General features: G+C 68.1%; 18 protein-coding genes. All 18 read right to left on the bottom strand.

Annotated features, from left to right (window positions below):
• Positions 1-77: 77 nt before the first annotated feature.
• Complete coding sequence (locus K1J60_RS05970; protein ID WP_220645248.1) at positions 78-728, bottom strand: hypothetical protein; 651 nt, start codon at positions 726-728, stop codon at positions 78-80.
• A 112-nt stretch (positions 729-840) separates the two neighbouring features.
• On the bottom strand, positions 841-1,590 hold the full coding sequence (locus K1J60_RS05965) for a hypothetical protein (RefSeq protein WP_220645247.1): 750 nt from the start codon (positions 1,588-1,590) through the stop codon (positions 841-843).
• 94 nt (positions 1,591-1,684) lie between these two features.
• The gene (locus K1J60_RS05960) at positions 1,685-2,113 is read right to left on the bottom strand and encodes a hypothetical protein (protein ID WP_220645246.1); all 429 of its coding nucleotides are present in this window, start codon (positions 2,111-2,113) and stop codon (positions 1,685-1,687) included.
• A 99-nt stretch (positions 2,114-2,212) separates the two neighbouring features.
• Positions 2,213-2,830, bottom strand: coding sequence for a hypothetical protein (locus tag K1J60_RS05955; RefSeq protein WP_220645245.1), 618 nt, complete (start codon positions 2,828-2,830; stop codon positions 2,213-2,215).
• 222 nt (positions 2,831-3,052) lie between these two features.
• Positions 3,053-3,313, bottom strand: a complete 261-nt coding sequence (locus K1J60_RS05950; protein ID WP_220645244.1) for a hypothetical protein — start codon at positions 3,311-3,313, stop codon at positions 3,053-3,055.
• A gap of 403 nt (positions 3,314-3,716) precedes the next feature.
• Positions 3,717-4,607 (bottom strand): hypothetical protein, encoded by an 891-nt coding sequence (locus K1J60_RS05945; protein WP_220645243.1) that lies wholly within the window; start codon positions 4,605-4,607, stop codon positions 3,717-3,719.
• A 107-nt stretch (positions 4,608-4,714) separates the two neighbouring features.
• A complete protein-coding gene (locus K1J60_RS05940; RefSeq protein ID WP_220645242.1) occupies positions 4,715-5,221 on the bottom strand; it encodes a hypothetical protein in 507 nt (168 codons plus the stop codon).
• Positions 5,222-5,584: 363 nt separating this feature from the next.
• On the bottom strand, positions 5,585-6,340 hold the full coding sequence (locus tag K1J60_RS05935; RefSeq protein ID WP_220645241.1) for a hypothetical protein: 756 nt from the start codon (positions 6,338-6,340) through the stop codon (positions 5,585-5,587).
• Between the two features lie 117 nt (positions 6,341-6,457).
• Positions 6,458-7,405, bottom strand: coding sequence for a hypothetical protein (locus tag K1J60_RS05930; protein ID WP_220645240.1), 948 nt, complete (start codon positions 7,403-7,405; stop codon positions 6,458-6,460).
• 84 nt (positions 7,406-7,489) lie between these two features.
• On the bottom strand, positions 7,490-7,873 hold the full coding sequence (locus K1J60_RS05925) for a hypothetical protein (RefSeq protein ID WP_220645239.1): 384 nt from the start codon (positions 7,871-7,873) through the stop codon (positions 7,490-7,492).
• Positions 7,874-8,163: 290 nt separating this feature from the next.
• Positions 8,164-9,024, bottom strand: a complete 861-nt coding sequence (locus K1J60_RS05920; protein ID WP_220645238.1) for an adenine nucleotide alpha hydrolase family protein — start codon at positions 9,022-9,024, stop codon at positions 8,164-8,166.
• 115 nt (positions 9,025-9,139) lie between these two features.
• Positions 9,140-9,748, bottom strand: coding sequence for a hypothetical protein (locus K1J60_RS05915; protein ID WP_220645237.1), 609 nt, complete (start codon positions 9,746-9,748; stop codon positions 9,140-9,142).
• Between the two features lie 100 nt (positions 9,749-9,848).
• A complete protein-coding gene (locus tag K1J60_RS05910; protein ID WP_220645236.1) occupies positions 9,849-11,273 on the bottom strand; it encodes a DNA cytosine methyltransferase in 1,425 nt (474 codons plus the stop codon).
• A gap of 86 nt (positions 11,274-11,359) precedes the next feature.
• Entirely contained in the window at positions 11,360-11,701 is a 342-nt protein-coding gene (locus tag K1J60_RS05905) for a hypothetical protein (RefSeq protein ID WP_220645235.1), read from the bottom strand.
• 81 nt (positions 11,702-11,782) lie between these two features.
• Positions 11,783-12,619, bottom strand: a complete 837-nt coding sequence (locus K1J60_RS05900; RefSeq protein ID WP_220645234.1) for a hypothetical protein — start codon at positions 12,617-12,619, stop codon at positions 11,783-11,785.
• Between the two features lie 561 nt (positions 12,620-13,180).
• A complete protein-coding gene (locus tag K1J60_RS05895; RefSeq protein WP_220645233.1) occupies positions 13,181-14,587 on the bottom strand; it encodes a hypothetical protein in 1,407 nt (468 codons plus the stop codon).
• A 283-nt stretch (positions 14,588-14,870) separates the two neighbouring features.
• Positions 14,871-15,623 (bottom strand): hypothetical protein, encoded by a 753-nt coding sequence (locus K1J60_RS05890; protein WP_220645232.1) that lies wholly within the window; start codon positions 15,621-15,623, stop codon positions 14,871-14,873.
• Between the two features lie 148 nt (positions 15,624-15,771).
• A complete protein-coding gene (locus tag K1J60_RS05885; protein WP_051851178.1) occupies positions 15,772-16,101 on the bottom strand; it encodes a hypothetical protein in 330 nt (109 codons plus the stop codon).
• Between the last annotated feature and the right edge of the window lie 514 nt (positions 16,102-16,615).

The raw sequence follows: 16,615 nt of genomic DNA, 5'->3' as shown, positions 1-16,615 counted from the left end.
GAGTTGGGGCCGGTCCGTGAGCCGGACACCGGCCCATACGCGGCCCCGGGGACTGCACCACCCCGGGCCACACCGCGTCACACGCGAGCGTGGCTCGGGTGGCGGAGCACGAACAGCGCCTTCGCCTGGTCGGTGGTGGAGCGAACAAGCCGGGTGAAGTTCTCCCCGCCCCACACCGTCCACCGGTCGCCGCCGACCAGCGGCTCCCACGTGAGCGCGTACCGTTCACCGTCGGACGTGGTGACGTCCCACCATCCGCGCTGCGTGCGCGCCGTGACGGTGGCGCCGTCGATAGCCGGAATCCCCGGACGCGGACCGGAGCGGCGCTCTACGTACGACAGGTAGTCGGCCGTCGGCTCGATCGCGATACGCCACCGGCGCCGGGAGGCCTCCGCCCCTACCTCCGTCCACGTCCAGCCGAGCACGGGACGGAACCCTGCCTTCACTAGCGCACGGGATGCCGCTGCCTCCGCGTCGTCCTGGCGGACGTCGTGGCGGATGTCCAGCCGGATCACGTGCGCCGTGGCGCACAAAGTGCCGGAGTCGTCGAGCAGCCACACCACCGTTTCCCGGGTGCCCCGGTTTCGTACCAGCTCCGCTGTCACCGGCCGCGTGCGCTCCTCCGTCCGCCGGTCGCGCTCCAGTGCCTCAGCGTCCGGCCACTCCTGCCGGTCGGCGCCGTCCGTGGCGAGTCGGTGAGCCGCGGGGTGTTCGTCCTGCGTGGTCATGTCGTGGTGTTCCTCTCCGTGGGGTTGGGGGCGTGCCCCGGATGGGGTGGCCCGGTGCTCCCCGGCCCGACTCGATCGGGCCGCACACCGTCTGTGGCGGGGGCTGCGGTGCTTAGAAGGGGGGTTCGTCATGGCGGCGGGCACGGGCGGTGTGAAGCCGGTTGTTCGCCTCGGCCAACCTCTCGCCGTCCGCGACCTCGAACGCGCTCCGGTCGACCGTGTGACCGCACTCCCACGCCGTGCACAGGTAGACCGGGCCTGTGCTCGCGTACAGGCCGGGCACGGGCGTGTAACCGCCGTAGTGGCACTCGGAGCAGATGTGCGGCGTGAACACCTCATGCCCGATGAACAGCTCACCCGTGTGGCGCTGTTCAGCGATCCGGGCCCGCGCCCGGCCGCGCTGGATGCATGCCTTGTCCTCACACGCCCGGCTGCCGATAACCCCGTCGGTGGAACCGTCGTACAGGGTCACGGTGCCGGTGTCCTCGCACGAGCCGCAGAACGGGGTGCCCTCGGTGGCGTGTCCGAGCATCGCGAGCGCCACCCGCTCAGCCGGTGAGAATTCGAGGTAGCGCACCAGGGCGCCCAGGGTGCCCGGCTCGACACCTTCGGGCCGCCCGTGGCAGGTGTGGCGGCCGGTCTTGTGATCGGTGACGACGTACCAGCGGATCCGGTCGCGCACCGGAAGGCCGTTGCCCTCCAGCCGGTGACCGGTCTCGATGAACAGGGACTGTCCGGCGGTCTGGCCGTCCACGCCCTCACGCGCCTTTCCGGCCGACTGGGGGCCGTCGAGTCCAAGGACGTCACCGGCCGCGTTGAATGCGTGCACCGTGTAGCCGTTGGGCTCGGTCTTGCTGGTCATCGTGCGGATTCCTCTCTCTCGGGGGGACTGCCCGTTCTCCGGGCGGGTGGTGGAGCCGGGGCGCGGCAGCCGCGCCCCGGCTGGAAGGCAGCGGTCAGAGCCAGGAACGGACAACGCTCGGGCGCTCGCCGTAGCACTCCGCGACGACCTGGTAGAAGTCGGCGTCCGGGTCGTCGAGCAGAGTGAGCGATGCGTTCACCATGAAGTTGTCCAAGTCATCGGGGCAGGAGCGGCCGTTGTGCTCGGCAGCGAGGTCGACGCCGTTGGTCACGGCCTGGGAGACCTGGTCACGGGTGAACAGCGGTGTGTCGTCGTCGGAAGGCGGGGTGGCCGGGGTGCCCTTGTAGTGCTCGTTCTTCACTTCGGCCCACGGTGCGCCCGGCTTTTCCAGGAGCGTCATGGCGGCGGCGCGGGCCCACGTGAACCGGTCGGCAGAGCTGGGGACGCGGGCTTCGGCGGCGGCCATGGTCAGGCCCTTGGTGATGGCGTTGCGTACCTGGGCGCGGGAGTACAGCACGGTCATGTCGGGTGGTGCCCTTCACTTCGGATTGGTGGCCCGTGGCTCTCCGGGCGGCGGGCGCCCCGACCGGATCGTGACCGGGGCGCGGTCGCGCGAGCTGGGTCAGTCGCCCTTGCGGAGTTCGCGGATGGTGTCGGCGACGCGGGCGGCGATGTCGCCGAGCTTGTCGCTGGACCACACGTCGACGACGTCGGTGCGGCGTCCCTCGGGGAAGGTCACGACGTGCAGGACTCCGCTGTCGGAGACGGCGAGGGTGTAACCGTGGCCCTCGTCGTCCGCTTGGAGGTAAGCGCGCACGCCCCACGAGCCGGAGTCTGCGGACCACTCGTCGCCGAGGAGATCGGCGGCGGCGCGCCCGATGTCGGAGACGGCGAACGGGAACTCAGTGCCGGGCTCGGGGTGGTAGTGGCCCGCTGCGTCGCGCAAGAGGGAGGTGGCGTAGGCCTTCTCGTACGACACGATGGCGTCCAGCGCGACACGGCTGGCGATCCGGCGGTACTTGCGGCGACGGCCGACCTGGGCGAAGCACACGGCGGCGATGGCCTCGTGAACCTGCTTGGCGGCGTCGGCCCAGACCGCGAGGTGGTTACGGGATGCGGCGTACTCCCGCATCACGGTGAGGCGCATGGCGAGCAGAGGGGCCACGCGGACGGGGAAGGCGGAGTATCCGCCGAGCGCGGCGCGCGCCTCGGGGGCGTGCGGGGCGATGGTGATACGCATGATTGAGTCCTTTCGAGCAGGCCGGTTGCTCCCCGGCCGGAAGCTGCGGGGCGCGCGGCGGGCGCCCTGGAGAGCGGAAGGGATGGGTGCCGGGCGCGGCGGTCCGGCCGGCTCGTGTGTCCGACGACGTTCACGAGCGAGCTCGCGCGTGGGCGCATCCGCGCATCCCGGCGATTCGGTGGATCCCGGCTCGCTGCTGGCAGCCGGAGTCGGGCGGCGCCCTCAGGCCACGCTCAGCGGCTTGTCGGGCTCGTTCCATCCCCAGTCGTCCGTGGCGTCCCGGCCGCCCTGCATGACCTTGATCGAGTAGCCGTACGGGTGCCACAGACCCGACTTCCGGGCCGTCTCCTCGCCGTGCTTCTCAACGTCACGCTTCACGGCGGCCGTCATCGCTTCGTGGGCGGCGTCGTAGTTGTCGAACGACTCGATGTCGCCTGTCTCGCACACCATCCAGAACTCGGTGACCTCGGTGTCCTCGGCCAAGGTGATCTCCTCGGTAGATCGTGGGTTCCGGGGGCCTTGCCCTGCCCCCTTTTGACATAGGTAAATCTATCTTCCTTAGGTGGGGTGGTCAACGTGAAATCCGAGCCCAACAGGGGTCAATCTCTGCGGATTTCGCCCCGGTCGCAGGGCTGTGGAGGCTTGCGAAAGGCTCGTGTTGCCGCACACGGCCACGGCGCCGAGCCGCCCCCGGTCCGGTGCCGGTGGATGCCCCCCTCCCCATCCCGGCAAAGAAGAAAGCGGGGCCCGAACGGACGGAGTGCAAGGCCGCGGCGTAGCCCGGCCTTGCACTCCGTCCGCCGAGGGCCCCACACTCGATCGCCGGGATGCGAAGGTGAGAGTGTCGACCGCGGCCTGTCCGTTCTGGGCGCCGTCGTCGGCGGTGTCACGTAGGGGGCGCGAGAAGCTCGGCGATGGCCGTCTCGCTGTAGTACGGCGTGTCCGCCACCGTGATAACTGGCGTGGGGGCGTTCTTGCGCCTGAGGAGGGTCTTCACCCGCTCTCGGCGTTGCTCGGGCGTGAGTGCGGCGGCCGTCTTGGGTAGTCGCTCGGCGATCTGGCTGCGGGAGATCAGACCGCGCTCAGGGAGAACAGCCTCGGCTGCCTGCCGCAGGTAGCGGGCCGCGACGTCGGCGCTCACATCGAGTTCCCGGGCAAGCACCTGGGTGGTCAGGTCTTCGCCCTTGTCGATCGCCGTGTTCAGGCGCCTGATCACCTCTGTGCGGCGGGTGTCCTTCGTACCGGACTCCGCTGCGATCTCGGCGGGCCGGGGGCCGGTGTATCCCGGACGGGTGGTGTCGTACCACCGGAACCAGGCGGCGACCTCGCTGGCGTCGAACATGCGGTCGTACTCGTCGCGCGGTGGAAACGGGCGCTCGGGGTGGTCTTGGTACTCCTTGGCGAGCAGCCGTACGGCGGTCGGCGTCACACCGCGAAGACGCGCCATGTCAACCCAGCGCCACCGCTCGCCGGGCGTGTAGGGCATGCGATGGGGTTCCGCAGCGAGCCGGGGCCCTGGGCTCACTTCCGGCGCCCTCTCGTCGGGGCCGAAGAGGTTCTTGCGCACCCACTGAGCGCCTTCGTCAAAGGGGAAGAGCTGGACTCGCCGGGGACCGGTCCGGGCTGTGGAAGCGAAGTCCGGGTCGGCATCCAGCCAGTTCCGGACCGTCTTCTCGGCGACGCCGGCGAGGTGGGCGAAGTCCTTGCGGGTGAGCTCCTGGGCGTCGCGCCGTAGCTCGGCGAGCCGCTGTTCGAACTGCGTTCTGGTCGTGGTCATCGTGCTCATCCTGTCTTATGCAAGGCCCTACACTGTCGGGTACTGCGAATGGGCTCTCCATGGAGATTTCCGTTTGTGGGTTCCAGGGGCCGGCGGCTTTGCCCAAGTCAGCACACTCCGGTGGTGCTGGTACGGACTTCGTCCGTGTCGTCGGCCCCGCTTTTGTCTCCGGACGACTCGGGGCTTGTCCGGCGCGAGGCAAACCACTTGGCGACGGCCTCCGCGCACGCGGCGGCGTGGGCCATGAGATCCGATCCGGGCTGTGCCTCATAGACCATCTCGATCTCGCAGTAGTCCGAGCCGTCGTAGCCCTCGTCTGCCCTGGCGTACAAGCCGCCCGTGTACTCGGCCACGGACCCGCTGACATAGCCGGGGGCGCAGAGAATGATGTGCTCGCTGGCCAGAGCCTTGTCCTGGGGAAGGTGCGGCGGGTGGGCGATGACGAAGTCCTCATCGAGTTCCAGGAAGCCGGGAACTTCACGGACGGCCAGGGCGTGCAGCAGCACGGCGGCGACGGGAATGGCGGCAAGGTCGTTCATGGGAGGAATGCCTTTCAACGTGGTCGGGATGGCGTTGCCGGAGGCGTGGGCGAGGGGGGAGAAGACGGTGGCCAAGCCGCCCGCTGACCAGCCAGGACTGGTCAGCGGGGCCCTGCGTCAACGGGGCTGAGGACGCCGACGCTGATCGCGAGAGCCTCCACGTCGGCATCTGTCGAAGGGACTGATTTGGCTGTGGGCCGAGGCCGGGTGGAGACCAGGTGCAACCTGGGCGGGGCGATCAGGCGCAGGGCCTGGCGTGCCGCCCTCTCGAAGTCCGCGTCGGGGTCGGCTGGGGTGCTCGCGGTGGTGGTCATAGGAAGACTCCGCTCGGGGGCCGTTCCTGGCGGGCGGGAGTGTTCGCCCGCCCGCCAGGAACGGCGTGGGTTCCGGGTCCGCCGCTCGGCTTGCCCTGCCGGACGGTGGACGAGAGGGGTGCGGTCAGCGCGGGGGGGAATCGCTCCGGGTGCTTCCGGGCTGCTCCGGGCGCGGCCGAAGGAGCGTGCGGCGGCGCTCGGCGTAGACGGCGACCTCCTCGGTGGGCAGGACCGTACGGTCGAGCGGGTTCTCCTGGACGTGCCACATGCCGCTGCCTTCGTCGCCGTGCGGCCGGAAGTCGACGATGAGCTTGAGGTCCGCCAGGGTGGCCAGGGCGATGTGCGCCTGCTGCTCGGCGCGCGGGAGCTGTTCGAACTTCACCTGGTTCAGATCGGCCACGAAGAACCGCAGTCCGTTCTTGAAGAGGTCCTCGGAGCTGAGGTTCAGCCGCTCGGCGCACAGCAGCAGATCGGCCAGAAAGCGGGCGATGACCTCGGAAAGGTCGGAGGGGGCCAGGGCCGCGAGTTCCTCTGCGTCGGCGAACCTGCCGAAGTCGAAGATCTCGAATTCCCCACGCAGTTCCCAGATGCGGCGCTGAAGCAGGTCGAAGGCGTTGAGGTTCCGGCGGGCCCAGTAGTGCAGGACATCGCCGAACAGGGTGGTGATGGCGTTCTCCGCCTCGCTGCGGAAGTGGGGGCTGGTGCGGAGTGCCTCCCATCCGGCCGTCCACCGGTCTCGGCCGTAGGTCAGGACGGCGCGCATGCCGCGGACGGCGGGGTCCTGGTTGAAGACGGCGCCGACACAAGAGGTGTCGAGGTATTCCCACACGGCGGCTTCGCCGCGTTCGGTACGGGGCTGGATGCGGGACGGGGTGTCCATGCTCGATTGCCTTTCGAGTAGGGCCGGACGCAAGTTCGCCGGCTGGAGAAAGAGATGAGCCGAGTCCGGGACGCGGGCGGCCATGCGCATGTCCGCGTCCCGGACGCAGGGGATCGGTCAGAACCCGGAGAGGTGAGCGTCCGCGTTGTCGCGGATCCACGACGCGGCGAACTTCGCGCAGTCGGCGGACTCCTCGGCGATGCCCCCGGGCCCGTGGGAGCCGCTGTACAGCGTGTCGATCAGGTCGCCGTCGGCGTCGTGCAAGGTGATCGTCCACGGCTCGTCGTGAGCGGCGATCGGCCGATCGGCGCTTTCGTCGGACTTGACGAACAGGCGCGGCCCAGTGTGGACGTCTTCCCCGGTGGCGGCGATGTCGAGCGGGATCACGCGATACGTGATGCCGCACTCCCACATGGGATACGACGGCACGCCGTACGCGCCGAGGGCCGCGTGCAGCACGTCGCCCTCGGTCGGAGCGGGCTCGTCGACGGGGCGCAGCTCGATGTAACTGCCGGGCAGGGCCACGGTGTACGTGCACGACGCATCGAGGAGGATCCGTGCGTACGGAACCTTCTGCCACTGGCCGAGGATGAACTCGACCCGGTCGGCCGACAGGGAAGCAGGATGATCGACCTCGTCACCGTCGTGGGAACTGGCGTAAGCAGCCGTGTAGTTGACGGCGTGTGCTACCGGATTCGCCGGAGCGATCACGGTGCCCTGCTCGGGCACGGGGTGCACCTCGCGGTGAGCCGCGCCGAGAGCCAGCCGATGAGCGGCGGCAACAACCTCATAGGCGGCCGTCAGGGCCGCCGCCTCCCGGAGGGACCGTTCACGGAGGATCCGCTGCTCATCCGTGGCTTCGATCCACTCACTGCTGAAGTCACCGGGAAGGAGCCGCTGTTCGGAGCGCCACTGGGCGAGACGGCCGTCAGTCCTGTCGATCAGTTGCTGGCGCCTCGCCGCCGCCCTCCGGTGGAGCGTCAACACGGCCTGGGTCATCATCAGCTGATGCCGCGCGGCCGTGAGCCGCTCGCGGGCGGCGGTGCGCCTGGCGTATTTCTGCATGGGGTGCTCTTTCCGTTGTGGTGGGTTCCGCTCCGGTGCGCGGCTTTGCCCTGCCGCGCACCGGAGGGGTCTGAGGGCGGGACGTCAGTCGAGGGCTGCAGCCAGGGATCCGAGGAGAGCCAGCAGCGAGTGCCGTAGGTCCTCGTCCGCCAGGGAGTCGACGAGGGCCTGCAGTGAGAGCTGCAGGCCCTCGCTCCCGGCTGCCTCCCACACGTAGGCGAGGAGGTCGGCGCAGATCGCCCCGGCCAGTTCGGGGGCGTACGTGGCGTTGAACGTCTCCCAGCCGTCGGGCGCCGTGGCCCAGCCCTCCGCGACGACGTTGCCCTCGCCGTCGATCTTCGTGCCGTCCTCGCCGACCCAGCGGAGGGCGTAGGCCAGGTGAGCGTGCCCGAGCTCCGCCGGCGTCGACTTGACCAGCGCGGAGTAATCGGTGGGCGCCTCGATGTCGAGAGGTCCCTTGAAGTCCATGGGTGGCTGCCTTTCACGGTTGCGGGTTCGATGCCGGAGCGCGACTTGCCCTGCCGCGCTCCGACCGGGAATCGAGACAGTCGGCCCGGGCGACCTGAGGAAGACGAGAGGCCGCTTTGGAGCCATGACCCCGTCTCGACATAGGTAAATCTATCTTTCCCGGCGATTGGGGTCAACGGTGTTTCGGCTCTCCGGCTCCCCGAACTGGTGCGGTTTTGGGTTCTCAGGTATCTGCTCCGGCCGGACGGAACCAGGGTGTGCGCCGTAGACGGGTGGATCCCTTGGCCCAGTCAGCTTCGGGCGAGTTCGATGATCTGCTTCAGGGTGAGGTTCTTCTTGAACGGCATGCCCATACGCTCCTCGGCTCCGGCCCACTCCGCGAAGATCTCGGGGTTGAGCCGTGCGGACGCGACTAGGTCCGCCCGCTTGGCCAGCGGGCAGGCACGGCAGCTGAGCCGCCCCACGTGCTCGTAGGCGGGATGCCACGGGATGCCGTGCTCGGCGTGGGCCTTCCAGACCTCATCCGTCTTGAGGTGGTGGACCGGAAGCCACGTCGTGACGTCACGCAGCGTCTTCGCCGTCATACGGTGCTGCTCGATGACCGGTTTCCTGGCGCGGGCCCGGGACTCCTCGGCGCGCATGCCCAGCGCGTACCCGGCGCGGATGGGGCGGCCGAGCCGCAGTTCGGCGGCGACCTCGTCGACATAGTCGCGGCCGACGGCGGTCTTCGTATCCGAGGTGCAGAACCTGGCAAAGAAACCAGGCCAGTTGCCGTGATCCATGATCCGGTCCCAGAGGGACGGCCATCGCTGACTGCGGCGGACGACGAACGGCACTCCGTACAGGTCGGCATGGCTGCGGGCCACTTCGAGCGCGCCGGGCCACTCGATCAGATGCCCGTTCGGCGTACGGCCGAGATCACAGTGCAACACCCTGACCTTGTGCAACTGGCCTGCCTGATCGGCCTGCGTGCACACCTCGTGCACGAGGACACCGCTGTCCTTTCCGCCACTGTCGCCGACGATTACGACGTCGTTGCGATCCCAGTCGAACCCGGCGGCCGGCGCGGGCAGGGGCGGCGGGGTGAAGAGTTCGAGCTGGGCACCGCACGCGCTACCGCACGGCGGAGGGGTGCTGAGGTTTTTGGGCATGGGGCTCTCCTAGGTTGAGGTGTTCGGTGGGGGCTGCCCGGACCCTGGGCAGCAAGGGGGTCGATCCCGGCTGAATGGCAGTGCCGAGGCGGCGCCAGCCAGGCAGCCGGCTGGATCAGCGCCGCGGGATCTGGCCCGCGTACGCGGTGATGGCTGCGTGCGCCGCCGCCTCGCTGAGGCGCAGGACCTCCAGGTTGCACACGGCGGTCATGTCCGGGCCGGACAGTTCCAGGAGGGCGATCCCCTCCACCTGCCAGCGCCCGGACAGCTCCGAGGTGTAGATCGGCGTGTCGGACGCCTCCTCGTCGTAGCCGGGCATCGGGCGGCTGTCGGCCGCGCCCAGCAGCCCTGCGGTCTGTTCGTCCAGCCACCGGGCGGCGTCGCCCTTGAAATCGGTCGGGTCGTGGAAGGTGGCCAACTCGCTGTCCGGGGCGCTGCCGACGGCAGCGAGGACGATGGGCGCCAGGGTGAGCGGCAGGAGCTTGAACCGGAGGCTGTGGCCGTTGCGGTAGTAGGTGTTGGACCACCTGACGGAGGTGGCTCCGTGGGAGAACGTGACGTCCACCCACGGCGGCTCAGTGGGGCGGGAACGGGTCACCTGGGGGCGGATGCCCCGGGTGAGCAGGAGCCGGATCGCCATCTGGGCGGTGCGGGTGTGCTGGACGGTGCGGGCGGTATGGGCGATGCGTTCGCGGGCGTCGTGCTGGGGGTCTGAGAAGGCCATGCGGCTTCCTTCGGCTTGTGGGCGCCGGGCCCGGTTTGCCCTCCGGGCCCGGCTGAAAGGGGAAGAATGCGGTGGGGCCGCCGGGGCGGCCCCACGGGGTTTACAGAACGGCGGCCACGCACTCGCCGAGCCACTGGGCGACGTTGCAGCTCACCGCGTTTCCGGCCTGGACTGTCCTAGCGGCGTCACTGGTGCCCGTGACGATGTAGTCGGGCGGGAACCTTTGGGCGTTCATCTGCTCGCGCCACTTGAGCATCCGGAAGTGGCAGTCTTCGATCCGTGCCGCCTGCCGCAGGAGTCCGGCCGAGTCGTGCGTGGAGAGAGTGTGCAGCGGCTCGGACGTCGGCTTGGCTTTCGCGCCCTTCCGGTACGGGATGACCAGCCCGTGGTGATTGCCGCCCGCCATGACCGCGGACAGCGGCCGGTTGATCTTCCGCGCCTTGCCGTGGTTGCGCAGCTCGATAACGAACGGCGGAGCCGCGAGATCAGGGGAAGACGTGGCGTACGGGTGGACCCCGGGCGGGAGGAGCAGCCCTTCCCCGATCTTCGCGCACCGGGACGGAAGCGGGGCCGTGTCCGGCCGGAATGCCCTGCCCTCGTGTCCGCTGTGGTTCAGGGTCACCACCGAGGGGGCCTCGGGGAACATCTCCAGCCCCGCCTCAATGCGAGCAATGGTGCTCTCGGCCAGCGGGTCAAGCCCGTGCTTGTGACGGTCGGCGATGCGAATGCCTTCGTCCTCCCAGTTGATGATGGAGGACGCGGGCTGGACGTACGGCTCAACGACCCCGTGGCCGCAGGGGCACGTGTAGTCGTACTGCACGCCGTACTTGCCGACTCCGCTCCTCCGGGGCTTCTGGCCCTTGCGGGGCTTACGGGGCTTGCGCCAGGTCTGCACCGCGTGAACGTCCTCGTCGCAGACTTCACAGAAAGCGAGCGGCGTCGGCTTCACGTCGGGACGACGGATTCCGACCTGGGTGAAAACGATGTACAAGCGATCACGCCACTGCGGAGCGGGGAGATTGAATGCGTCCCCGATGTGTGCGGACGAGACACAGACGATCTGATACTCGTAGCCCAGCTGCGCCATTCCGGCCAGCCACCAGTCGAACAACTCCCAATCGGTCGCGAACTCGATGACGTTCTCGACCAATACGGCCTTGTAGCGGTGGATTGTCACGGCGCGGATGACTTCGAAGGCAGTGGCCCGTGTCCGCTGGAACGCCTTGTCCGGGAGGGCCTTCCATTCCTCGTCGTCCACTTGCCCCTTGAGGCGTGGACGGCCTCCTGCGGGACTTATCTCCGTACAGATGGGGCTCGCCCAAAGGATGTCCGTCTTCGGGAGGCGCCTCATGTCGTAGTACTCCATCTCGGCACAGAGATGCTCTGCGTCGGGATGATTGGCAGTGTGCGTATCCACCGCGACCTGCCAATGGTTGGCGGCGAGTTTGAGTTCGAGTCCTGCATTGACCAGGCCCGTGCTGGAGCCGCCAGCGCCCGCGTACATGTCGGTGAAAGTGAGACTCAAATTCTCTTCCTGCGATTGTGGGTTCCGGGGCGCGTCAGGACCGGTTTGCCCTCCGGGCCTGACGCGGTGAAGGAGTTCGGAATCAGTTACTTGCCGACGGTCCGGGACGTGAGCCAGACCGCGGTCTCGATGACGTTCTCGACCGTGACCACCTGGAAATCGCGGGCCTCCGCCGCGCGGATCAGGTCGTGGGTGGAACGGGTGCCGAGTTCGGCTGCCAGGAGGCGGGCGATGCGCACGCGTGGGTCATCGGCTCTGAAGGCGGGCCGTCGGCCTGCTGGGCTCCAGCTCGTCAACCAGGGCGGCGACGCCCACACCAGCGGGACCGTCTGAAGGGTGTCAGGAGGCGTGGCCGGTTCCGGGTCGCTGGTGGTGCCGGTCAGCGCCAGGGGCCAGTGGTTGGGGGCCTGGGGAATACGGGGGGTCATGTGTCCATCCGTGGTTGTGGGTTCGTGCGTGCCGGGCCCGGTTTGCCCTCCGGGCCCGGCACGTTGTGTGTGCGTCGGCTGCTAGCCGCCGTAGATCTTGATGACCTGCAGCTCGACGGAAAGGAGGCGGTTGATGCGGGTCACGATCTCGGCCGGGACGGCGATGGTGGCGCTGTTGTAGCCGTCGGCGTCGAAGATCGTCATCAGGGCACCGCCGGGGGCCGTGCGGTCGACGCGTCGCAGGCCGGACAGCTCGGAGATGAGGCTGTAGAGCTTGTCCGGCCCGTCCTCCTGCTCTTCGGGAGCCGGGGCCCCGAGCGGGTGACGGCCGCCGTAGCGGATGGCCGTTGCCTGGAGGTAGCGCTTGGTGTCGTTGATCATCTGGTGGAGGTCGGGGCTGTGGTGGACGACGGCGATGTGGTCGTCTGCGCCCTCGTGCTGCACGTGCCACTGCTTCACCTGGTCGGCACGGCTGGGAAGGCCTTCGGGGCCTCCGATGATCAGGTGGGTGGAGTCCGGGAGGTCGGCTCGGATGAGGAAGCCGACGCCCTGAACGGGGACGACGCTGGCCCTGATGCCGTGCTCGTGCAGCGTTGTGAGGACGGGCGCGTACTGGGGGGCGATCTCGTCGGCCGAGTAGGCCATGCTGATCGCCCAGTCCACGACCGGCTTGGCGTCGCTGGTCCAGGGCAGTTCACCGCGTGCGACGACGTTGTCCTGCGGCGTGCGGCGCATCCAGAGCAGCTTCAAGATCGGACGGGACGCGGGCTTGGGCGGCGCGGGCCACAGTGTGATCTGGTCCCCGGAGCTGGGGAGGGTGAATACGACCTGCTTGCCATAGAGGCCGTGCGCCTCAAGCTGTGCCCCCTCCCGGAGGGCGGTCGCGAGGTCGGTCATGGAAATGGGGTTGTCGGTCACGTAGGTGACTCCGTTCCGAAGCGTGGGTTCCTGGGGCTTTGCCCTGCCCCTTTGGAATTGCGGTTCTTGAAATCACGTCAATGTGCTGCGGATTTAAATTGAGGCGCTCTGTGGAGTTTTCAAGGATCAGTAACCGGGGCGGATTTGTTTGCGTTTGAGTCAGGCGGGCGGGTTCTTGTTCCTCATTCCCGCCCCCTTTCGATATAGGTAAATCTACGTTCCTTCGGGTGGTGGGTCAACCCGAGAACGGGGGTATGCGGAAAGGGATTGGGGGCGATTTATGCCTGCCCGTCGAGTCGCGCCCGAGCGTGTCTGTGCATGCGACCTGCATTCGGCCGCGGCGTGGTACCGAATGCCGTGTGGTGCCGTTGAGTACCCCCCTCCCCTTACCGGCGAAAAAGAAAGAGGGGCCCGAACGGGAGGGGTGCAAGGATGCGGCGAAGCCCGTCCTTGCACCCCTCCCGCCGAGGGCCCCACACTCGGAATGCCGGGAAGAGGGAATGCCTCGGCCGGCTCGTTGTGACGCTGAGCGAAGCCGGGCAGCGGTGCCGTTCTGCGGGATCAGACGGGGATTCTGAGCTGTCGGCAGGTCTCCCGCCACAGCTTCTCGAAGTTCTCCTTCTGTTTCTCGATCACGCCGCTGGGGGCGATTGCGTGGAATTCCTCAACAGTGGGGAAGCGCGAGCTGCGCGAAAGGGCCTGACTGCGGACGTGGCCAAGAGGGTGCCCGAAGGCTTCCTCGACGTGCTCGTCGTTGTCCTGTGCGCGACTGCGTATGAGGCGGGCGACCTGAGCGCGGGTTCCCTTGAAGACGATCTTGACTGACCGGCTCGCCTTCCCCTTCCGGGACGCGTCGCGGCATGCTGGCTGAGGCTCACGGCAAGTGGGTCCGTGCCACTGCATGCACGGCGGTGTTCGTTCACCCGTCTCGGGGTCGACGCAACCGGGCCACGGGGAGCGGCAGGAGTCGCCATGTCGCTCACGGCAGCTGTCGGTGCGGGCCGCCGGGAACACGCGGCGTATTCGGTACAGGGCCCACTCCGTGGAGGACAGGTGGTCCTCCAGCGCCCGGAGCGCCGCGGTGTTGCCGTCCTCGGCGACCCGGTCGTACAGGGTCTCCTTCGGGTAGAACGAGCCGTTCTCGTTCAGCGCCATCGACGTGTACTCCAGGGCCAGCACCTCGACGGCTTGAGACAGGTGGTCGCGCAACCGTGCCATATGGGCCGGTTTGGCAGCGCAGGAGCCTGAATAGACACAGAAGGTGCAGTACGACTTGGGCCACACGAAGCCGAATTCGGTGAACAGTCGGGCCTCCACGACATCGCGATCCCAGCCCCGCTCGATGAGCGGGTACTCGACGGTGCAGATGGTTCTGCGGGCCTTGGCGTTGTCCTTCTGCTGGCACGCGTCGTAGGTTGTGGCCCGCTTCCCCTCGCGGGCGTGGTAGCCGACGATCTTCCGGAACGGCCTGTCGGGGAACTCGGTCAGCCCCCACTGGTCCAACGGCCATCCTTTGTACTTCAGCGAGCACGTGTTCCCGCCGGCGGCCTGGACCACGGTGCCGTTGAGCGAGAGCTCGTCCATGAGGGTCCAGCGACCACGTGGGACGAACTTCTGCGGGGCGCGCGAGTCGGCGAGGACTTCCCAGCCGTCCGCCTCGTACGGGCCGCACCGCGCGACCTGGATATACCGCACTCGATGCCGCCGCAGGAGGGGAAAGATGTGCTCCTCGACGAGCCTGACGGTGTCCTCCCATTCCGAGCCGACCGTGGCAGTGATCACGATCAGGTCGGAGAGGTCGGGCTCCAGGCCGTAGCTGAGCGGGTCGCGCAGCATGTCAATCAAGATCAGCGTCGAATCTGCCCCCAGTCCATAGGAGAGGACGGTCGTCGGCTTGACGCCGACCGTAGTGGGGAGGTGCTCGTCCCAGAGGTCGAGCTGGAGTAGTTCGGGGCTGTGGGCACCCATGTGTTGTCTACCTCTTGCCGAAGGTGGGTTCCGGGGGCTTGCCCTGCCCCCGTTACGACGTAGGTGAATCTGCGTTTTGCCCCGCAGCGGATCCTGTGCGTCCTGGCGCTGCCGCTGCACGCCGACAACAGGCTTCGGGCGCGAACGCCTTGTCTCTGAATAGGGGTTGGGCAGGGATGCCGCCCGCGAGGGAGGCGGGCGGCATCCGGCAGCGATATCGGTCGGTGTCAGATAGTCGGCCGCCTGGCTGCTTCAGGCTGGCGAGCAGCCACTTCCGACGGCCTCACGCCATGGGCTGGTCGTTGATGAACCGCACGCTGCGGATCGTGGTGCCGTCCCAGGCGCTTGTGTTGCCATGGGCCTTGATGTCGGCTGCGAACCGGGCTTGCGCGACGGCGCGGGCCGCCGCCTCGTTCGGAGCCTCGTCCGCTGGGATCGAGTACTCCCATACCCCGTCGTCACCACCGTCGTCGGGGTGCTGGAACTGGATCACCCACCGTCCGGTGGAGGCGAACACGACTCCACCGTCGAGCGTGATCAGCATGGGTACGGAGTCCTCGCCCCAGAGGCGGATGCCGATCTCGGTGAGCGAGTCCAGGTGGGCGGAGAGCCGCAGGACTCCAGCTTCGTCGATGTAGAAGAAGCCGGTTGCCCCTGCGATGGTGACGTTCGGGTGGCAGGGCGTCTCCGGGTCGCTGTAGTCCGCGGCGGAGAAGTGTGCATCCAGGTTCAGTTCCTGGTACACGGCTGACTCGCCTTCATCCTTGGCCAAGTGCTGGCGGATGGCCTTGGCGACGTCCTGGGCAACGACGTCGGCGCCGTCCTCGGTGGTCGGCTCGGGGAACCGGGCGATCTCGCCGAAGCGGCCGTAGACGGCTTCCAGGCACAGGTGACCGTGGTCGTCGACATGGAGGGTGAAGGTGTCGGTCTCGGGCGCTGTCAGGCTGCCGTGGACGCCCCAGGGGTGGCGCTCGGCCGCCCAGTTGCCGCCGAGGATCCCGGCGGCGCGCTGCGCGATGGCTGCGGGAGTACGCAAGGTGTAGCTGATCCCTTCGTTTTCCGGTGGGAGCTCGTGAGGGCGCACGGTCGGCATTGGCGTCTCGCTGAGGGAGGCGCCGCCGACGGGCGGGGTCCGCCGCCGGGGGCCGGGCAGGGTGACGGCCCTGGCCCCCGGCGGGGCGTGATCAGTCGAGGATGATGACGCTCTCGGGGCGCTCGATGGCCAGCCGGAGCATTTCGGCGTCAGGGCCGCCCTTCGCCATGATCAGCATGCCGCCGAAGCGAGCCATCTGCTCCTCTGTCAGCTCGCTCTCGTCGTGCTCGGTGAGGAAGTCATCGACCTCGTCGAGCACGTCGTCGGGGTGCGTGAACTCGCCAGCCAATCCGAGCAGCCCGGCCGGCGAGCCGTCCCTCCACAGCTGGACCGAGAATGAGCGGAAGACCGGGTCGAAAACCGCCTTGAGTTCGGTGGTCTCGTTCAGCCGGAGCGGTGACTTCAAGTCCTTCAATTCCACGAAGACTCCTGGTCGAGAGTGGGTTCCCGGGGCTTTGCCCTGCCCCGTCCTTACATAGGTAAATCTATCTTTCTTTCGCGGGGTGGTCAATCCGAAAATGGGCCCTGTGCTGGGGGAATGCGACCGCTGATGGTGATCTGGGAGTTTGCCTTCGCCCTGTGTCCCGCTGTCGGGTGACGGGCTTAGTCCGGCGTGGCGGTTGCCGAGGAGATCGGCCCCCGGCCCCTCCCGGCGAAGAGAGATTTTGGGGGGCCGCCGGACGGAGTGCAGGAGAGGACGGTCGCTTTTTCTCCGTGACGAAGGAGCGGAGAAAAAGCAGGCGGCCGACCTTGCGCGCAGTCCGCTGCGGTCTCCCACAATCGACAGCCGGGATGGACACCACCCGTACTTGGCCATGTGCGCCAACCATTGGGGACGGTCGATGATCAGCTGGGTAATGGGCAGACCGCTCCGGAGCGATATCACATGCTGCACGGTCGGCCAACTCAGATGCGTGCGGCGGTCAAGAGGGCTC

Origin of the sequence: Streptomyces akebiae (assembly GCF_019599145.1) — a bacterium.
Lineage (GTDB): Bacteria > Actinomycetota > Actinomycetes > Streptomycetales > Streptomycetaceae > Streptomyces > Streptomyces akebiae.
This window is presented reverse-complemented; position numbering and strand designations above follow the sequence as displayed.